An 18,815-nucleotide genomic window follows, 5' to 3' on the forward strand; every position below is an offset into this window, starting at 1 on the left:
GTATTTCCCCTGGCGATGCCGGCGACGGTGCCGGCGAGAACCCCCGAGGACTCATCATGAAGAGGATCGCCTTAGTACCTCTCTCGCTCGCCGCCGCGCTCGCGCTCGCGGCCTGCGGCAGCAACGCCGGTTCGACCTCGTCCGCCGATCCGACCGCGTCGGCCGACGTCGGTCAGGCGTCCGCCGTCACTCCGGTGGACGCCTCGACGCTCGCCGCCGCGCGGAAGGAGGGCGAGGTGCTGCTGTACACGAACAGCGAAGAGCAACAGATGACGCCGGTCATCAAGGCGTTCGAGGCGGCCAACCCCGGTATCCGGGTGCGCAGCCTGACGCTCGGCAACCAGGAGATGTTCCAGCGCTACCAGACCGAGGTGGCGTCCGGGGGGTCGACCGCCGACGTGGTCATGAGCAGCGACGCGGTGGGGTGGCTGTTGTTCATGCGCTCCGGTGGGGTTTTGAACTACCGGGATCCGAACTCGCCAAACTTGCCGGATTACGCCCTGCTCGGGCCGGGCGTGTACGCGTTCTCCGAGGACCCGGTCATCGCGGTCTTCAACAAGGCCGTGCTGCCCGAGGACAAGCAGCCGACGACGATGGCCGACCTGGCCAAGATGGCCCCGCAGCTCGACGGCAAGATCGGCGCCACCGCGATCAGCAACGTCATCCAGTTCGGCGCGACCAGCGCCTACCTGCAGAAGTACGGCGACACCGGCTGGAAGACGCTCGAGCAGATCGGGGCCCACGCCGGGCTGGAGTCCGACAACGGCCCGCTGGTGACCAAGCTCGCCCAGGGCCAGTACGCGGCCGCGTTCTTCGTCTCCGGCACGGTGCGGGCGTTCATCGTCGACGACGTCGCCAAGGTCGTGAACTACCGGTACCTGAAGGACGGCACACCGCTGCTGCCCCGGGCCGCCGCGGTGACGTCGGCCGCGAAGCACCCGAACGCGGCGAAGGTGTGGCTGAACTGGCTGCTGTCGGTTCCCGGGCAGGAAGCCGCGTGCACCGGCGGGTTCACCCCATACCGCGACGGGGTCAAGTGCGACTTCGGACTGCCGCAGGTCAAGGCCATCGTCGGCGACCAGAACCTGATCATCGGGACGTTCGACGCGAAGCTCGCGACCGAGCAGCCGCAGATCGTCGCGCGCTTCAACAAGGCCTTCGGGCGATGACGCTCGCTCTCCCGGCGGTGCGGCGGCCCTCGATCGGCTGGTACGTCGTCTGGGGATCGACGCTGGTCGTCGTCGTGGGGCCGGTCGTGCCGATCCTGCTGGCTTCGCTGTGGTCGACGCCGCTGTACCGGTCGGGCGGTGGCTTCACGCTGGCCAACTACCGCAACCTGCTCACCGACTCGGCCTGGTGGGGAGCGGTCGGCAACAGCGCGCTGTTCGCGTCGCTGACCACCGTGCTCTCGGTGGTGCTCGGCGTCGGTGCGGCGGTGTTGCTGACCCGCACCAACGTGCCGTTCCGGCGGCTGCTGACCGGGGTGCTGATCCTGCCGGTGATGCTGCCCGGACTCGTGCTGATCGTCGGCTGGATGGCGATGTGGGCGCCGTCCGGGTACGTCAGCTCGTGGCTGTCGTTGCACACGTTCCTCGCGTTCCCGGTCGACCTGTACACGGTGCCGGGCATGGCGCTGGTCGCGACGACCGTGGCCGCGCCGACCGTGTTCCTGTTCTGCCGCGGCTCGGTGCTGGCCATCGACCCGGCGCTCGAGGACGCCGCCCGGAGCGCCGGGGCCCGGCCGCTGCGGGCGCTGGTCTCGGTGACCGTGCCGCTGCTGCGTCCGGCCGTGTTGAACTCGGCGCTGCTGGTGTTCGCGGTGTCGTTCGAGGTGCTAGGGCTGCCGCTGATCCTCGGGTTCTCGAAGGACATCACGTTCGTCTCGACCTACCTGTACGGGCACTGGATCACCGCCGCGTCGCCCGACCAGGGGCTGGTGTCGGCCGGGGCGATGTTCCTGCTGGTGTGCGTCTCGGGGCTGCTGGTGCTGCGCAACCGGCTGCTGGGGGATCTGGCCCGCTACACGGCGGTGACCGGGAAGGCGTCGGCCCGGCGCACGGTGGATCTCGGCGGCGTGCGCTGGGGGGTGTTCGCGGTCCTCGCGGGGGTGCTGGCCGTGCTCGTCGTCGTGCCGCTGGCCGGGGTCGCGCTGTCGGCGTTCACGTCGATCCTGACGCCGCTGGTCACGCCGTGGTCGGTGCTCACGCTCGACAACTTCTCGGCGATCAGCGGGAACCCGATCTGGTCGGACTCGATCGTGAACAGCCTGCTGATCGCCGGGGTCGGCGGGCTGCTGGCCACGCTGGCGATCGCGGTGATCTCGGTGGTGGCCCACCGGTCGTCGTTCCGGTTCCGCGGGTCGTTGCAGCAGGCCGTGCTGTGGCCGCGGATGATGCCGGGGCTGGTCACCGGCATGGCGTTCTTCTGGTCGTTCGCGATCCTCGACCCGAGCGGTGCGGTCCGGGCGTCGCTCTGGGGCATCGGGCTCGCGTTCGCGGTGCGCAGCCTGGCGCTCGGCTACGGGGTGTTCTATCCGGCGCTGGCGGCGATCGGGCTCGACCTGGACCGGGCCGCCCGGACGTCGGGGGCCACCTGGTGGCAGGCGTCGGTCGGGGTCGCGCTGCGGCTGGCGGCGCCCGCGATGGCCGCGTGTTTCGTCCTGCTGTTCGTCTCGATGCTCAACGACGCCGACCCGGCCGTCTTTCTCGTCACCGACCGGACGCCGGTCATGGGCCTGACGATGCTGCAGCTCGCGGCCACCAGCACCGGCGGGGCGGTGGCCGCGTTCGGCGTGATCCAGATCGCGATCACGCTGGCCGTTCTCGGCGCCGGCCGACTCTTCCTGGGGGTGCGCGCGCATGCCTGATCTGACGCTGACTTCGGTGGCGAAGAGCTTCGGGTCCAACGCGGTCCTGCACGATCTCGACCTGCACGTCGACGAGGGCGAGTTCTTCACGCTGCTCGGCCCGAGCGGGTGCGGGAAGTCGACCACGCTGTGGTCGATCGCCGGCCTGCACTCGCCCGACCGCGGCACGATCGCGTTCGGCGACCGGGTCGTGTTCGACGGCGGCCGGATCGACGTGCCGCCGGAGCGTCGCAATTGCGGGGTGGTGTTCCAGTCGTACGCGGTCTGGCCGCATCTGTCGGTGCACGACAACGTCGGCTACCCGCTGAAGTTGCGGCGGGTGGGGCACGCCGCGCGCGCGGCCCGCGTCCGCGAAGTGCTCGACCTCGTCGAGCTGGGCGCCTACGAGAAGCGGTACCCGCACGAGCTGTCCGGAGGACAGCAGCAGCGCGTAGCGCTGGCCCGCGCGCTGGCCCACCAGCCGGACCTGCTCCTGCTCGACGAACCATTCTCCAATCTGGACGCCAAGCTGCGCGAACGCGCGCGCGAATGGCTGCGGGCGCTGCAGCAGCGGATCGGGGTGACCACGGTCTTCGTCACCCACGACCAGGACGAGGCGCTCTCGATGAGCGACCGTCTCCTGGTGATGGACCAGGGCCGGGTCCGCCAGATCGGGACGCCGGAGGAGGTCTACCGGATACCGGCCGACGAGTTCGTGGCCGACTTCGTCGGGACCGTCAACCTGCTGAGCGGGCGCGCGTCCGGCGGGCAGGTGTGGCTGGCCGGGCTGGGGCAGCCGCTGACCGTGCCGGGCGCCCCGGACGGAGAGGTGCGGCTGGGCGTTCGCCCGGAGCTGGTCGTCGTGCAGCCGGCGCCGGGGGCGGTGAACACGGTCGCGGCGAAAGTGCGGTCGCGGGCGTTCCTCGGAGACCACTACCGGTACGTGGTCGGACTCGGCGAGCAGGACCTGGTGGTCCACTCGCTGGCTCCGGTGGAGCACGGGTCCGAGCTGACCGTGGAGGTGCCGCCGGGGGCGATCCGGGTGTTCTGACTCAGCGGGTCGGGCGCAGCGCCTCCGGGGTGAGGTCGGCGATCGTCGGGTAGCCGTCGACGGCCATCGTCAGGTCGGCCTCGGCCAGCAGCGTGCGCAGCACGTGGACGATGCCGTCGACGCCGCCGAGCGCCAGCCCGTACGCGTAGGGGCGCCCCACGCCGACCGCGGTCGCCCCGAGCGCCAGCGCCTTCACCACGTCGGTACCGCTGCGCACTCCGGAGTCGAACAGCACCGGGGTCCCGTCCGCCGCCTCGACCACGTCCGGCAGACAGTCCAGCGCGGGCAGCCCGCCGTTCGCCTGGCGTCCGCCGTGGTTGGAGCAGTAGATGCCGTCGACGCCGCCGTCGATCGCGCGTCGGACGTCGTCCGGGTGCTGAATGCCTTTGACGAGGAGCGGAAGCGACGTGAGCGAGCGCAACCAGGGCAGGTCGTCCCAGGTCAGCGGATTACCGAAGGACAGGGCCCAGTGCAGGATGGCCGCGTTGAGGTCCTCCTCCGGCGGCTTGGCCAATCGGGACCGGAAGACCGGGTCGCCGAGGTAGTTCTGCAGGCAGTGGCCGCGGAGCTGCGGGAAGTTGGAGGTGCGCAGGTCACGGGGGCGCCAGCCGGTGATCCAGGTGTCGAGCGTGACGACGATGCCGGCGTAGCCGGCCTGCTCGGCGCGGCGGACGAGGCTCTCGGCGACCTCGCGGTCGGTCGGCGTGTAGAGCTGGAAGAAGCCGGGCGTGTCCCCGAACTCGGCGGCGACGTCCTCCAGCGGGTCCACCGACAGCGTCGACGCCACCATCGGGACGCCGGTGCGCGCGGCGGCCCGGGCGGTCGCGAGGTCGCCGTGGCCGTCCTGGGCACACAGCCCGATGACGCCGATCGGGGCCAGGAAGATCGGGGTCGGGTAGCGGCGGCCGAACAGCTCCACCGTCAGATCGCGCTGGGCCGCACCGACGAACATCCGAGGAATCAGCCCGTGCTTCGTGAACGCCGAGACGTTCGCGCGCTGGGTGTGCTCGTCGCCGGCGCCGCCGGCCACGTACGACCAGATGCCGGGCGCGAGCGCGGACTCGGCGCGTTCTTCCAGCTCGGCGAAGGTCACCGGATAGGGCGGAAGAACGCCGGACAGGCCGGCGAAGTAGATCTCGTTCTGGTAGTTCCCGAACGGCGCAGACATCGCTACAGCGTAGTCAGACGGCCGGGCCGATCGGCTCGTACGATTCGGTCATCGCGACGGCGGGCAGGTGACCGGTATGACGTCAACGGATCCCTCGGTCGACGTCCTGGTGCTGGTGGCGTCGGCCGGCGGGCTCGGCGCGATCTCCGCCGTGCTGCGGACGCTCCCGGCCGACCCCCCGGTCGCGATCGTCGTCGCGCAGCACCTGGGCGGTCACGGGAGCGCGCTCGTCGACATCCTCGGCCGCCGGGTCGACGTTCCGGTGCGCTGGGCCGCCGACGGGGACGTCCTGGTCCGGGGCGAGGTGCGGGTAGCGCCGCCGCGGTCGGTGCTGGAGGTGCTCCCCGACGGAGCTCTGTCGGTGTCCCCGCTGCGGAAGCCCTACGAGCCGCTCGACATCCTGCTGTCGTCGCTCGCGGATTCGTTCGCGAACCGGGTGGCCGCGGTCGTCCTGTCCGGCATGGGCCGGGACGGCGCGGTGGGCGCCAAGGCCGTGCGCGACGCCGGTGGCATCGTGCTGGCCCAGAGCCCGGACTCGGCCGAGCACGCCGGCATGCCGGCCGCGGCGATCGCGGCCGGCGCGACGGATCTCGTCGTCGACCTCTACGACATCGGCCCGCTGCTGCTCGACGTCGTGCGCGGCGGCGTCCGGCCCCGCGACAGTGGCGACCGGTCCGCGGCCGCGCTGTTCGACCTGCCCGGCGAGGTCGCCGCGCTGCTCCGCACGATCGACTGGTACCGGACGACGCTGGGGCCGGTCGCGACCTGGCCGGCCGTGCTGGTGTCGACGCTCCGGACCGCGCTGGAGTGCCCGGTCGGCCTGTGCGTGCTCTGGGGCCCCGACCAGCTGCAGTTCTACAACGACGCCTACCGCCAGATCATGGGTGACCGGCACCCGGCCGGGCTGGGTCAGTCGAACCGCGAGTGCTGGCCCGAGGTCTGGCACCTCAACCAGCCGCGCTACGCGCGGGTGATGAACGGCGAGGCCGTCGCGCTCAAGGACGCGCTGTACCCGATCACCCGGGACGGCGTGCTGCGTGACTGCTGGTTCGACCTGACGTTCAGCCCGATCCGCAGGGACGACCGCCGGGTCGAGGGCGTGCTGGCCACCGTGATCGAGACCACCACCGAGGTGCTGAGCCGACGACGGCTGACGACGCTCGACGCGCTGGCGGTCGCGGTCGGCGGCGCCGAGACCAGTTCGGCGGCCCTGGAACGGACGCTCCGCGCGCTGGCCGCCCACGACGCCGACATCCCGTTCAGCGTCGGCTACGTCGTCGATCGGGCGCGCACCCGCGTCGACCTGGTCGGCGCGGTGGGGACGCCACCCGGCGGACCGCTGGCGCCGCACACGCTGAACCTCGACGCCGACCGGCCGCCCTGGCCGATCGACCAGGTGGTGTCGGGGGGAAGCCCGGTGCGCCTGAACGACCTGGGCAGCCGGTTCCGCGGCGCGGTCGTCGGCCGGCTCGGACGTCACCCCGAGACCGCGCTGGTGTGCCCGCTCGGCGGCATCGACGACGACCGCCCGATCGGCGTCCTCGTGCTCGGCCTCAACCCGAGCCTCCCCGAGGACTCGATCTACCTCGACTTTCTCCACCTGGTCGCCGCGCACACCGGCGCAGCGCTGACCGAGGCGGCGATCCGGGAGCGCCAGCAGGGGCGCATCGACCAGCTCGCCGAGCTCGACCGAGTACGGAGCGAGTTCCTCTCCAACATCAGCGACGAGTTCCGGACGCCGCTGACGCTGCTGCTGGCCCCGCTGGAGGAGCTCAGCTCCCCGGACGTCGACCTCCCGGAGCCGCAGCGGGTCGCGGTGGAGGCGGCCCAGCGCAACGCGCGCCGGTTGCTGACGATGGTCGAGAGCCTGCTCGACTTCTCCCAGATCGAGGCCGGCCGGATCGAGGGGCGGCTCGAGCCGACCGACCTGGCCCGGCTGACCACCGAGGTCGCCGACGCGTTCCGCGGGGCGATCGAGCGGGCCGGAATCCAGTTCACCGTGGACTGCCCGACGCTGCCCACTCCGGTCGCCGTGGACACCACGATGTGGGAGAAGATCGTCGCGAACCTGCTGTCCAACGCGCTGAAGTTCACGTTCGAGGGCGAGATCCGCCTCGGGTTGCGCGAGTTGCCGCACCACGTCGAGCTGAGCGTCGAAGACAGCGGCGTCGGCATCCCCGAGGACCAGCTGGCGAACATCTTCCAGCGGTTCCACCGGGTGCTCGGCGTCCGCGCCCGCACGCACGAGGGGGCCGGTATCGGGCTGGCGCTGGTCGACGAGCTCGTCCGCCAGCACAACGGGCGGGTCCGGGTGCAGAGCACCGAGGGCAAGGGCAGCCGGTTCACGGTCTGGATCCCCACCCGCCGGGCCGCCGGGGCCCGGCCGACGACCGAGCACAAGAGCAGGCACCCGGTCGCCGGTGCGCTGGCCGAGATCGCCGGTTTCTGGGGAGTGGCGCCGACCGTTCCCCGGACGCCGGACGTCCCGGTGGGGCCGGGGCTCGGCGCGGACGGGCACCGGGCGCGGGTGCTGGTGGTCGACGACAACAGCGACATGCGGAGCTACCTGAGCCGGTTGCTGTCCGCGTTCTGGGACGTCGACCTGGCCGGCGACGGCGATCAGGCCCTCGACCGCGTCCGGCAGCGGCCGCCGGACCTCGTCCTGGCCGACGTGATGACGCCGAACGTCGACGGTCTGCGGCTGTTCCGGCAGCTCCGGGCCGAGAGCGTGCTGCGTGGCGTGCCGATGATCCTGCTCAGCGCGCGGGCCGGCGAGCAGGCCGCGATCGACGGGCTGGCCGCCGGCGCCAGCGACTTCCTGTCCAAGCCGTTCGCGGGTCGCGAACTCGTCGCCCGGGTCGCCGCGCAGCTCCAGCTGGCGCAGGTCCGCTCGGACGCCGACCGGCGCTTCCGGGCGCTGATCGAGGCCAGCTTCGACGTCGTCTACCGGATGAACCCCGACTGGACCGAGCTGCGCGCGCTCGACGGCCGGGGCTTCATCGCCGACGCCGACGAGCCCACCAGCACCTGGCTCGACACGTACGTCCGCCCGGAGGACCAGCCGCTCGTGCTGGCGGCGATCGAGCGGGCGGTGACGAGCCGGGGGGTCTTCGAGCTCGAGCACAACGTCGTCCGCGCCGACGGGACGCTCGGCCGGACCCTCTCCCGGGCGGTGCCGCTGTTCGCCGACGACGGCGAGATCGTCGAGTGGGTCGGCACTGCCGTCGACCTGACGGCCTAGAGATCGAGGAGTTCCTCGTGGAAGCCGCCGAAGCCTCCCTCGGCGTCCACCAGGTGGATCTCGAGGATCCAGTGGCAGTCCCGGCCGGCGCGGTCGCGGCGGCGCATCGGGTCGTCGCTGCCGTCGGTGATGTAGTACTCGATCTGGTCGCCGTTGATCCGCTCGTGCGGGAACTCCCCGACCAGGTGCCCGGCGTGCGGACCGCCGTAGGTCCAGCCGGCCTCGGCGGTCAGACGCTTGACCTCGGTGAACAGCTCGGCGCCGGTGATGTCGGGGTGGGCCGCGAAGTAGGCCCGGCCGGCGGCGAAGACCTCCGGCAGCGCGTCCCGGATCGCCAGCTTGGCCGGGTCGTCGCCGAGCACGAACGTGCGGCCGAAGTCGGCCTCCCACTCGGCGAAGATCGGCCCGAAGTCGACGAAGACGATGTCGTCGTCGGTGAGGGTCCGGTCGGGCGGGTTCTCGGCGTAGGGGTGCAGCGTGTTCGGCCCCGATCGGACGATCCGCTTGTGCCAGAACCGCCGGACGCCGAACATCTCGCCGGCCAGGTCCCGGATGCGGTCGCTCACCTCACGTTCGCCCGAACCGGGCGCGATGAGCCCGCCGGCCTCCACGGCCGCGAACAGTTCTCGAGCGTGCGCCTGCGCTTCCAGGAGTCCAGCGGCCCGCTCGGTCTCGGTAGTCACCCCCCGACCCTAGAACGCTTGGGGCTACGTCGGTTCCCAGGCCAGTAGGCGGCTCAGATCGGCGGCTCGGACGGCGTCCGACAAAGCGCGGGACACCAGGGAGGACGGGCCGTGATCGCCGGTCACCAGGCCGACGGCCGGGGCCGGCGCCGGAGGCGCCAACGGGACCGCCCGCAGGCCCGCGGGTTCGCCGAACGCCCGCAACCAGGTGTGGGCGATGACGCCCGACCAGCGGCCGGTCGCCAGGTGGGCGTAGAGCGCGTCGACGGTCTCGGCCTCGACGACCGGAGCGTGCGCGGCCCCGGCGGCGCGCATCGCCGCGTCGATGATCCCGCGGTTCTGCATGCCGGAGACCAGCGCGCAGAGCGGAAGCTCGGCGGCCTCGGCCCAGCCGACGGTCGCCCGGCCCGCGAACGGGCCGTCGGCCGGGGTCAGCAGCACGTACCGCTCGCGGTACAGCTCGAGCGTCTGCGACTCGGCGAGCGGCTCGTCGGGCAGGTAGGTCAGCCCGGCGTCGAGCTCGTAGGCGTGCAGGCGGCGGAGGATCTCGGGAGCCGGGAGCACCTCGATGCGCATCCGGGCCAGCGGGTGCCTCCCTACCAGCGCCTCGCTGAGGACCGCGGTGGCGGGCACCGCGGTCGGTATCGCGCCGAGCCGGACGGTGGCGGTGAGCCCGTCGCGCATCCGGTCGAGGTCGATCCGGAGCGCGTCCCGCTCGGCCAGGATGCGGTGCGCCCAGCCGACGACCCGCAGCCCTTCGGGCGTGAAGCCGCCGAACCGCCGTCCACGCCGGACGATCGTGACGCCGAGCTGCCGTTCGAGCTTGCGCAACGCGGCCGAGAGCGCGGGCTGGGTGGCGTGGCAGGCTTCGGCGGCCCGTCCGAAGTGCTGCTCGCGTTCGAGCCAAGGTGCTCTGCGTGCTCTACCCGGACCCGGTGGACGGCTACCCGAAGTCCTACGCCCGGGACTCGCTCCCGGTGCTGACCGGCTACCCCGACGGCCAGACGCTGCCGACGCCGTCGGCGATCGACTTCACGCCGGGCGAGCTGCTCGGCAGCGTGTCGGGCGAGCTCGGGTTGCGGGCCTACCTGGAAGGTCTCGGCCACGAGCTGGTCGTGGTGTCCGACAAGGACGGCCCGGAGTTCGACGCGCACCTCGCGGAGGCCGAGGTCGTGATCTCGCAGCCGTTCTGGCCGGCGTATCTGACTGCTTCCCGGCTCGCGGCGGCACCCAATGTGAAATTGGCGCTGACCGCCGGCATCGGTTCCGACCACGTCGACCTGGACGCGGCGATCGCGCACGGCGTCACGGTGGCCGAGGTGACGTTCTGCAACAGCATCAGCGTCGCCGAGCACGTCGTGATGATGATCCTCGGGCTGGTGCGCAACTACCTGCCTGCGAACCGGGTGGTGAACGACGGCGGGTGGAACATCGCCGACTGCGTCGCCCGGTCGTACGACCTCGAGGGGATGGAGGTCGGGACCGTCGCCGCGGGCCGGATCGGGCTGGCCGTGCTGCGCCGGCTCGCCCCGTTCGGGGTCCGGCTGCACTACACCGACCGGCACCGGCTGCCTGCTTCGCTGGAATCCGAGCTCGGATTGACGTTCCACGCGTCGACCCAGGAGATGGTGCCGGTCCTGGACGTGGTGACGGTGAACGCGCCGCTGCACCCGGAGACCCAGGGCCTGTTCGGATCCGAGCTGCTGTCGACGATGAAGCGGGGCGCGTACCTGATCAACACCGCCCGCGCGCTGATCGCCGACCGGGACGCGATCGTCCGGGCGCTGGAGTCCGGGCAGCTCGCGGGGTACGCGGGTGACGTCTGGTACCCGCAGCCGGCACCGGCCGACCATCCGTGGCGGGCCATGCCGCACCACGGGATGACCCCGCACATCTCCGGGTCGTCGCTGTCGGCCCAGGCCCGGTACGCGGCCGGGGCGCGGGAGATCCTGGAGTCGTACTTCGGTGGCACGCCGATCCGCGACGAGTACCTGATCGTCGACGGCGGTTCGCTGGCCGGAGCGGGCGCCCACTCCTACAGCGTCTGATACCCGTCGTGCCCCGGCTTGCCGCTCTGGGGTAGACGTTGTGGCGTGACCAGGATCCTGACGGACGACGCCGACGCGGTGAGCGCGGCGACCGAGTTGGCCGCCGCGTGGCGGCCGGGCGCGGTGGAACGGGACGCGACCGGTGCGCTGCCGTACCGGGAGCTCGAGGCGCTCGCCGCGTCCGGGCTGCTCGGGATGCGCATCCCGCGGGCCCACGGCGGCCCGGGCGTCAGCGCGGCGACCGTCGCCGAGGTGTTCCGGATCCTGGCCACCGCCGATCCGGCGGTGGCCCAGATCCCGCAGAACCACATCGCGTTCGCCGACCTGCTGCTGCGCGCGGGCTCGCCGTCCCAGGTGGCGTTCTTCGCGGCCGAGTTCCTCGGCGGCGCCCGCCTCGGGAACGCGCTCTCCGAGCGTGGCACGAAGACCGCCCGCGACTTCGCGACCCGGATCCTGCCGTCCGGCGACGACTACGTCGTCGACGGCCGGAAGTACTACTCGACCGGTGCGCTCACCGCGCAGTGGATCCCGGTGTTCGGTAAGGACGAGTCGGACGAGGTGTCGGTCGCGTACGTGCGGCGGGACGCTCCGGGGGTCGTCGTCGAGCAGGACTGGAACGCGTTCGGCCAGCGGTCGACGTTCAGCGGGACGACGATCCTCACCGACGTGGTCGTACCGGGCGACCACGTGCTGCGGCAGCCGTTCGTGCGGCTGGCCGGGACCACGTTCGGGGCGTTCGGGCAGATCATCCACGCGGCGATCGAGGTCGGCATCGCCCGCGGAGCGCTCACCGACGGGGTGGCGTTCCTGCGCGAGCGGGCCCGGCCGGCGCCCGGCTCCGGGGTGACCAGGGCGATCGACGACCAGCAGATCGTCCGGCTGGTCGGCGAGCTGGAGGTCGACGTCCGGGCCGCGGAGGCGTTCCTCCGGTCGGCGGCCCGGGCGCTCGACGCGTCCGAGGACGCCGGCTACAACGCGACCGAGGCGCGGCTGGAGGTGGCGGCGGCCAAGGCGTTCGCGGGCCGGGTCGCGCTCGACGTCTCGACGCGGATCTTCGACTTCGCCGGCTCCAGCGCGGCCGACCGGGGCCAGGGCCTGGACCGGCACTGGCGCAACGCCCGCACCCACACCCTGCACGACCCGGCCCGCCTGAAGGAGCTGGCGCTGGGAACCTGGCTGGTCACCGGCGTCCCGCCGGACCCGGCCAGCACGCTGATCTGAGTTCTCAACCGCAGCATTCACCTACCCTCCCGATAAGTCACCGCGAGTGGTGACAATGTACGTATGCCTTCCGGGGGACATGGGCCGAACGTGATCGCGGTTGCGGGCCGATCGATGCTGCTGACGTCGACGAGCAGCGGAGCGGCCGTGCACCTCGCGACGGTCGCCGACGCGCCCGGCCGGGGGCGCGAAGCAGTGGGGGAGAACGACGTCGCCAAGGGCTACGACGCGGTCGCGCTCACCGCTCCGCTGTGGTCTCGCACCACGCTCTGTGGCCGGGTCTGGGCGGTGATGGTCGGCGGCGACGGGGGGCCGGTGGGACGGTCGCGGCTGGTGGCGTTCGCGCCGACCTGCCGTCGCTGCCTGGCCCTGATCGACCGGCACTTCCCGGCCCCCGAGCGCGACTCGCGGCTCGATCTGGTCGCCCAGGTGGCCGCGAACGTCGTCGTCGAGCGCCGGGGCTTCGCAGAGATCCACGACGTGCCGGGCGACCAGCAGGCCGAGCTCCGCAAGACGGTACGCGGGCTGATCCGGGTGCGTACCCACCACTCGGTGCGGACGTCGGTCGCCGAGGGCGTCGTCTACGTCGAGTGCCCGGCCATCTCGGGCGAGCACGGTCGCCCCGACGCGGCCGAGACCGTCTCCTGGGACGCCTGGGGTCAGTGACCGACGGCCGCGGCCACGCTCAGCCGCCGGGCCCGGACCGCCAGGTCCACCAGCGTCAGCAGGATGATCAGCGCGACGATGCCCTTCACGGTCTCATCGGCGGCCGCCCTTACGAAGATCGGGCCGGTGCCGATGGCCCAGGTGAGCACCGCGCACGCCACCAGGCTGTGGACGAGGTCGACGGCGAGCAGTCGGGCGCTCCACCGCCCGGCCCAGGCGGTGACGGCCTGCAGCGCGATACCGGACACCAGCAGGGCCAGAACGACCGGCCCGCGCAGCCGGAGGAACCCGTCGTCGTAGGCCAGCGCGTCGTAGGCCGCCGGAGCCGCCCGGCCACCGGTGACGACCCGGAGCGCGCCGGCCGGGTCGATCAGCACCACGGTGCCGGCGACGAAGAACACGACCGCCGCGACCCGTCCGAGCCGGTTGATCCGGCCGGTCGGCACCCGGTGCGGCTTCCATTCCGCGGGCCGGCGACGCCGGTACCAGGCCCGGGCCGCGAACCGGGCGAACAGCACGCCGAGCCAGGCGAACACGAGCGGCCAAGCGGTATCAGGGGCCCGGCCGAGATCGTGCACCGGCTTGATCAGCTCGTCGAGGAACGCCGCCAGGTGGATGAGCACGGCTCCGCCGACCGCGAGCGTCAGGAACCGGCGGGTGTCGGCGGGGTCGATGAGCGTCACCGGCTGCCCGTAGCGGGCCGCGACCTCGGCCGGATGCCCGAACCGCCGCAGCACCTCCTCGGCGCCACCATCCTGCACTTCTTCGATCAGTAACTCGCGCAGCTCCCGCGCGACATCGGCGCGCTGCCGCCGTGGCAGAAGCTCGACCACGTCCGCGACATAGCTGTCGATCAGGTCCATGACCCCGTCCCGTTCCCCAGGAGATGGTTCATCGTCGTGTTCAGGCCCTGCCACGAACCCCGGAGCCGCTCGAACAGCGCCCGGCCCTCGGCGTTGAGCGCGTAGTACCGCCGGGGCTTCCCGTCGGACGTCCGCCATTCGCTACTCAGCACGCCCTGCGACTCCAGCCGGCGCAGCAGCGGGTAGAGCGTGCCCTCCTCGATCGTCAGCCCCTGTTCGGCCAGGGATTGACGCAGCTCGTAGCCATAACGACGCTCACCGAGCTGGGACAGCACCGCCAGCACGACGACGCCCCGGCGCAGCTCCTGTTCGAGCTTCTCGGGAACGTCGTTTACCATGCGGCACACAGTACCATGCGGCACACAGGAGAACCGATGACCAGACTGGACCGCCGGCTCGGCCTCACCGATGCGGTCGTCATCGGTCTGGGCGCGATGCTCGGCGCCGGGATCTTCGCCGCGCTCGGTCCGGCCGCGTCGGCGGCGCGGGCCTGGCTGCCGTTGGCCCTGGCGATCGCCGCGGTCGTCGCGTACTGCAACGCGACCTCGTCGGCCCGGCTGGCCGCGCGCTACCCGGACTCCGGCGGCACCTACGTCTACGGGCGCGAACGTCTGGGCGAGTTCTGGGGGTACCTGGCCGGCTGGGGGTTCGTCGTCGGCAAGACCGCGTCGTGCGCGGCGATGGCGCTCACCGTCGGCACTTACGTCTGGCCGGCCCACGCCCACGCGGTGGCGGTGGCCGCGGTGCTCGTGCTGACCGCGGTGAACTACGTCGGCGTCCAGAAGGCGGCCTGGCTGACCCGGGCGATCGTCGTGACGGTGCTGGTCGTGCTGGCCGTCATCGTGGTGGTCGGGCTGAGTTCCTCCGGGCGGCCGGCGGGTCTGTCGGCCCCGTCGTCGGTGCTGGGCGTGCTGCAGGGCGCCGGCCTGCTGTTCTTCGCGTTCGCGGGCTACGCCCGCATCGCCACGCTGGGCGAGGAGGTCCGCGACCCGGCGCGGGTCATCCCGCGGGCGATCACGGTTGCTCTCGCGGTCACGCTGGTCGTCTACGCCCTGGTGACGCTCGCCGTGCTCGCGGTCCTGGGGTCGGCTCTGGACGGTGCGGCGACGCCACTGGTGGACGCGGTGCGCGCGGCCGGGCATCCCGGGTTGGCGCCGGTCGTGCGGGCCGGTGCCGCGGTGGCGGCGCTCGGGTCTTTGCTGGCCCTGCTGCTCGGCGTGTCGCGGACCACGCTCGCGATGGCCCGCGATCGGCACCTCCCGCCGGTGCTGGCCGCCGTTCACCCGCGCTTCGGTGTGCCGCACCGGGCCGAGGTGGCGATCGGGGCGATCGTCGCGGTGGTCGCGGCGACCGCCGACCTGCGGGACGCGATCGGCTTCTCGTCGTTCGGGGTGCTGGCGTACTACGCGGTGGCGAACGCGTCGGCCTGGACGCTGACCCTCGCCGAGGGCCGCCCGCCGCGGGTGGTGCCGGTTCTCGGGTTTCTGGGCTGCGTGGTGCTAGCGGTGGCGCTCCCGCTCAGCGCCGTGCTCGCGGGCACCGCGGTCCTCGCCGCCGGCGCCGCCCTCTACGCCCTCCGCCGACTGCTCCCCCCGAACGAACGCGGATAGGACACGCCCGAGCGAGCCCGATCCGCTTCCGTCCATCGCCGCCGTCCACAGCTAGAGGCGGGCTCTCGCGCCCGGTGACGTGGGGCGCGCACAGTGGCCGGGTGGATCTGCTCGCCCGGCAGTCCGGGTTGATTCACGGCACCAGGCACTGGCGCTCGGCCTGACGCGGAGCGGGATAGCCTGGCGGCTCTCCCGCGGCTATTGGCAGCGCGTGCTGGCCGGTATCTACGCGAGCTTCAGCGGCCCGCTCTCGGAGATGCAGCGCTTGCAAGCGGCCGCGCTGCACGGCGGCACGTGCGCGCAGATCACCGGCGTCGCGGCCCTGCGGCACCATCGCCTGAGGTATCTACCGGACGAGTCTCGAGTCCACGTCCTCGTGCCGCCGAGCACGCGTCGGAGTTCCCGCGGATTCGTCGTCGTGAGCACCACCCGGCGACTCGACGATCACGCTCGGCTCCTGCCGGCGATGGAGATCTGCTCGGTCTCCCGGGCGGGTGCGGACGCCGCACGCGCCGGATATCCGTTGCGTGAGGTACGGGCGTTTCTCGCCGAGATGGTGCAGCGCCGGCTCACCACGGTCGACGCGCTGGAGCGAGGGGCCCGGCTCGGGCCCAAGCGCAACAGCGCGCTACTCCGCCGGGTGATCGCCGAACTGACCGACGGCGTGGTCTCCGCGCCGGAAGCGGAACTCCGCGACCTCGTCCGCGGCAGCGCGATCCTGCCGGCCGTGCGGTGGAACCCCGCCCTCGTCGCCGCCGACGGCACAGCGCTGCCGTCCCCGGACGGCTTGATAGAAGACGCAGGCCTGGCGCTGGAATCGAACTCGCACGAGTTCCACTCTTCACCGCGCGACTGGCATCGCACGTATCACCGGCAGAACGTGCTCGCCGCCCGTGGGGTGCTGACGTTGCACTTCACACCCCGCGATGTGCGCGAAGACTCCGATCAGGTGCTCGCCCTCATCGAGAAGGCGTACCTCGAACGTGCCGGAAGCTTCACCGGCGTACGGGATCGGTGGCACGCGGATCGGGCCCGTCCTGGCGAGCCCGGTCCGCGTTCGGGCGGCGTCAGCCGCGGATGGTTTTGGCCAGGGCGCTGAAGAAGCCGTCTTCGGCGGTGGCGAACGGCGTGTCGGCGACCATGTACGTCCAGGTCGTCGTCGGGCGACGGAGGCCGGCGTCCTCCAGATCGATGCCCTCGTCGGTGAGCTCCGCCGTCGTCAGCGTCTCGTCGGCCGCCTCGACCACCCGGTCGCGCAGACCGCGGAACGCGTTCACGGCGAGCGAGTTGAACTCGTCCAGCGGCGCTTCGCGGCCGAGGATCCGCAGGTGGATCCCCTCCCGCAGGCCGGCCAGGTCAGCCAGGTGCTCCGCCCAGGCCTGGTCCAGATGGAAGAGCAGAACATTCGACGCCGTGGCCATCGCGACCGACGAATCGATCTCGTCCAGACGCTCGAGCGCCTCCAGGCTGAGCCAGTCGCCGAGGTCGTCGGGGGTGGTCGCGTCCAGGATCACGTCGCGCCACTGGAGGGCGGCCGCCCGCTGGTTCTCGACGATCTCGTTGTAGCGGACGGTCTTGCGGTGGATCTGGTCGAGCTTGCCCGCCGCGACCCGCTGCGCGTGCTCGACGTGCTTGCGCACCGCGGCCGTCTCGACCTGGCCGTCGGAGGCCAGGTCCCGGATCTGCGGCACGTCCGGCGCCTGCTCGAGCACCAGGTCGTCGTCGACGCTGGTGAAGAACACCGACGTGCCCGGGTCGCCCTGACGTCCGGCCCGGCCGCGGAGCTGCCGGTCGAGCCGGGCCGAGTCGTACCGCCCGATCCCGACCACGCACAGGCCACCCAACGAACGCACCTCGTCGGACGACGACGCGTCGGAGCCGCCGAGCACGATGTCGACACCGCGACCGGCCATCTGCGTCGACACGGTGACCGCGCCCCGGCGCCCGGCCTCGGCGATGATGCCGGCCTCTTCCTCGTCGTTGCGGGCGTTGAGGACGACGTGCTCGATGCCCTCCTTGGCCAGCCGGTCGCTCCAGTACTCCGAGGTCGCGACGCTGCGGGTACCGATCAGCAGCGGCTGGCCGGTGCCGTGCACCTCGGCGAGGAACGCGAACAGCGCGTCGTCGCGGTACTCGGCGTCGGCGTAGAGGCGGTCGGGCTCGTCCTCGCGGATGTTCGGCTTGGCCGGCGGCACGACGCCGATCTTCAGGTCGTAGAACTCGTCGATCTGACCGGCCGCCTCACGGGCGCTCCCGCTCATCCCGGTCACCGTCTTGTACCCGGTGACCAGGGCCCGGATCAGGATCTGGTCGAGCACCTCGCCCGCCGACGACACCGCGAGGCCCTCCTTGACCTCGACCGCGGTCTGCAGGCCGTCGGGCCAGCGCTGCTTGTCGACGGTGCGCCCGCGCGAGCTGCTGATGATCTCGACCCGGTCGTGCCGCACCAGGTAGTCGACGTCCCGCTCGACCAGCACCTCGGCGTGCAGCGCGAGGTTGGCCGCGGTCAGGTGCCCCACCTGGTCGGACTCGAACAGGTTGTCGACGTCCAGGAACCGCTCGACCGCCCGCAGGCCGACGTCGGTGAACGTGGCGTTCCGGCGCTCGTCGTCGACCTCGTAATCACGACCGAGGCGGAAGCCTCGCATCAGCGACGCGAGGTCGCGGCCGTCGTGCACCGCGCCGGAGTCGCCGGCCAGCACGAGCGGGACCAGCGCCTCGTCGAGCAGCACCGCGTCGATCTCGTCGACGACCGCGACGTCGCGCACGTCCCCACCCTCGTGGTGCAGGACCATCGCCGACCGGGACGTGCGGCGGCGGTCGCGCAGCAGGTCGAAGCCGACCTCGTGGACCGGCGCGTAGACGACGTCGGCGCGGTAGGCCTCGCGGCGCTCGTCGTCGGTGTTCACCGACGTCACGCCGCTGCAGGAGATGCCGAACCAGGAGAAGAACCCGGCCGACCACTCGGCGTCGCGCCGGGCCAGGTAGTCGTTGACCGACAGCACGTGCACGCGCCGACCGGCGCAGCTGTAGGCCGCCGCGACCAGCGCGCCGACGAGCGTCTTGCCCTCACCGGTGGCCATGTCGACGACGTGGCTGCCCCGCACCATGTTGACGACGGCCAGCAGCTGGACGTCGTAGGCGTCGAGGTTCCAGACCCGGCGGCCGATCTCCCTGGCAACGGCGCAGAACTCCACCAGCTCGAGGTCGTCGAGCTCGGTGCCGGTGCGCAGAGCCTCGGCGGCCGCGCGCAGCTCGTCGTCGTCGAGTTCGGCGATCTCGTCCCGGCGCGCGTTGGCCCGCTCGACCACCGGTTGGAGCCGAGTCAGGTCAGCCGTGCCCGGTTCGTTCCTTAACCGGGCTACTGCCCCGGTCAGACGGCTTCGCCACCCGGATTCGCGTCCCATTCGGGTGAGAGT

General features: G+C 72.1%; 15 protein-coding genes. 9 read left to right on the forward strand and 6 right to left on the reverse strand.

Annotated features, from left to right (window positions below):
- Positions 1 to 56 precede the first annotated feature (56 nt).
- Genes FL583_RS34850 through FL583_RS34860 form a run of 3 tightly spaced genes read left to right on the forward strand, consistent with a single transcriptional unit; the run spans position 57 to position 3,896 of the window.
- On the forward strand, positions 57 to 1,169 hold the full coding sequence (locus FL583_RS34850; RefSeq protein WP_142709158.1) for an ABC transporter substrate-binding protein: 1,113 nt from the start codon (positions 57 to 59) through the stop codon (positions 1,167 to 1,169).
- Complete coding sequence (locus FL583_RS34855) at positions 1,166 to 2,866, forward strand: ABC transporter permease (RefSeq protein ID WP_142709159.1); 1,701 nt, start codon at positions 1,166 to 1,168, stop codon at positions 2,864 to 2,866. Before FL583_RS34850 ends, FL583_RS34855 begins: the two co-directional genes overlap by 4 nt.
- On the forward strand, positions 2,859 to 3,896 hold the full coding sequence (locus tag FL583_RS34860; protein WP_142709160.1) for an ABC transporter ATP-binding protein: 1,038 nt from the start codon (positions 2,859 to 2,861) through the stop codon (positions 3,894 to 3,896). Before FL583_RS34855 ends, FL583_RS34860 begins: the two co-directional genes overlap by 8 nt.
- 1 nt (position 3,897) lies before the next feature.
- On the opposite strand, the gene FL583_RS34865 is transcribed toward FL583_RS34860, so the two are convergent.
- Positions 3,898 to 5,064, reverse strand: coding sequence for a lactate 2-monooxygenase (locus tag FL583_RS34865; RefSeq protein WP_142709161.1), 1,167 nt, complete (start codon positions 5,062 to 5,064; stop codon positions 3,898 to 3,900).
- Between the two features lie 76 nt (positions 5,065 to 5,140).
- Here FL583_RS34865 and FL583_RS34870 point away from each other — a divergent pair, with 76 nt between their 5' ends.
- Positions 5,141 to 8,305: a chemotaxis protein CheB gene (locus FL583_RS34870; RefSeq protein ID WP_142709162.1), complete on the forward strand. Its 3,165-nt coding sequence runs from the start codon at positions 5,141 to 5,143 to the stop codon at positions 8,303 to 8,305.
- Here FL583_RS34870 and FL583_RS34875 read toward each other — a convergent pair.
- Both FL583_RS34875 and FL583_RS34880 read right to left on the reverse strand, forming a co-directional pair.
- Positions 8,302 to 8,988 (reverse strand): M24 family metallopeptidase, encoded by a 687-nt coding sequence (locus FL583_RS34875; RefSeq protein WP_142709163.1) that lies wholly within the window; start codon positions 8,986 to 8,988, stop codon positions 8,302 to 8,304. The two genes, FL583_RS34870 and FL583_RS34875, sit on opposite strands and share 4 nt — an antisense overlap.
- Before the next feature lie 24 nt (positions 8,989 to 9,012).
- On the reverse strand, positions 9,013 to 9,672 hold the full coding sequence (locus FL583_RS34880) for a LysR family transcriptional regulator substrate-binding protein (RefSeq protein WP_240746917.1): 660 nt from the start codon (positions 9,670 to 9,672) through the stop codon (positions 9,013 to 9,015).
- 233 nt (positions 9,673 to 9,905) lie between these two features.
- On the opposite strand from FL583_RS34880, the gene FL583_RS34885 reads away from it, so the two are divergent.
- The 3 genes from FL583_RS34885 to FL583_RS34895 all read left to right on the forward strand — a co-directional run bounded on the left by FL583_RS34885 (position 9,906) and on the right by FL583_RS34895 (position 12,923).
- Positions 9,906 to 11,036, forward strand: coding sequence for an NAD-dependent formate dehydrogenase (locus tag FL583_RS34885; protein WP_205752734.1), 1,131 nt, complete (start codon positions 9,906 to 9,908; stop codon positions 11,034 to 11,036).
- A gap of 45 nt (positions 11,037 to 11,081) precedes the next feature.
- On the forward strand, positions 11,082 to 12,257 hold the full coding sequence (locus FL583_RS34890) for an SfnB family sulfur acquisition oxidoreductase (RefSeq protein WP_205752735.1): 1,176 nt from the start codon (positions 11,082 to 11,084) through the stop codon (positions 12,255 to 12,257).
- Positions 12,258 to 12,320: 63 nt separating this feature from the next.
- Entirely contained in the window at positions 12,321 to 12,923 is a 603-nt protein-coding gene (locus FL583_RS34895) for a hypothetical protein (protein ID WP_142709166.1), read from the forward strand.
- Here FL583_RS34895 and FL583_RS34900 read toward each other — a convergent pair.
- Complete coding sequence (locus tag FL583_RS34900; protein ID WP_142709167.1) at positions 12,917 to 13,786, reverse strand: HAAS signaling domain-containing protein; 870 nt, start codon at positions 13,784 to 13,786, stop codon at positions 12,917 to 12,919. The two genes, FL583_RS34895 and FL583_RS34900, sit on opposite strands and share 7 nt — an antisense overlap.
- Positions 13,777 to 14,124, reverse strand: coding sequence for a PadR family transcriptional regulator (locus FL583_RS34905; protein WP_142709168.1), 348 nt, complete (start codon positions 14,122 to 14,124; stop codon positions 13,777 to 13,779). Before FL583_RS34905 ends, FL583_RS34900 begins: the two co-directional genes overlap by 10 nt.
- Positions 14,125 to 14,160: 36 nt before the next feature.
- Here FL583_RS34905 and FL583_RS34910 point away from each other — a divergent pair, with 36 nt between their 5' ends.
- Both FL583_RS34910 and FL583_RS34915 read left to right on the forward strand, forming a co-directional pair.
- A complete protein-coding gene (locus tag FL583_RS34910) occupies positions 14,161 to 15,396 on the forward strand; it encodes an APC family permease (RefSeq protein WP_240746916.1) in 1,236 nt (411 codons plus the stop codon).
- A 211-nt stretch (positions 15,397 to 15,607) separates the two neighbouring features.
- Complete coding sequence (locus tag FL583_RS34915; protein WP_142709170.1) at positions 15,608 to 16,495, forward strand: hypothetical protein; 888 nt, start codon at positions 15,608 to 15,610, stop codon at positions 16,493 to 16,495.
- Here the strand turns inward: FL583_RS34915 and secA2 are convergent.
- Positions 16,464 to 18,803, reverse strand: a complete 2,340-nt coding sequence (gene secA2, locus FL583_RS34920; protein WP_142709171.1) for an accessory Sec system translocase SecA2 — start codon at positions 18,801 to 18,803, stop codon at positions 16,464 to 16,466. The two genes, FL583_RS34915 and secA2, sit on opposite strands and share 32 nt — an antisense overlap.
- Positions 18,804 to 18,815 lie beyond the last annotated feature (12 nt).

The organism is Cryptosporangium phraense (genome assembly GCF_006912135.1).
GTDB classification, from domain to species: Bacteria; Actinomycetota; Actinomycetes; order Mycobacteriales; family Cryptosporangiaceae; genus Cryptosporangium; species Cryptosporangium phraense.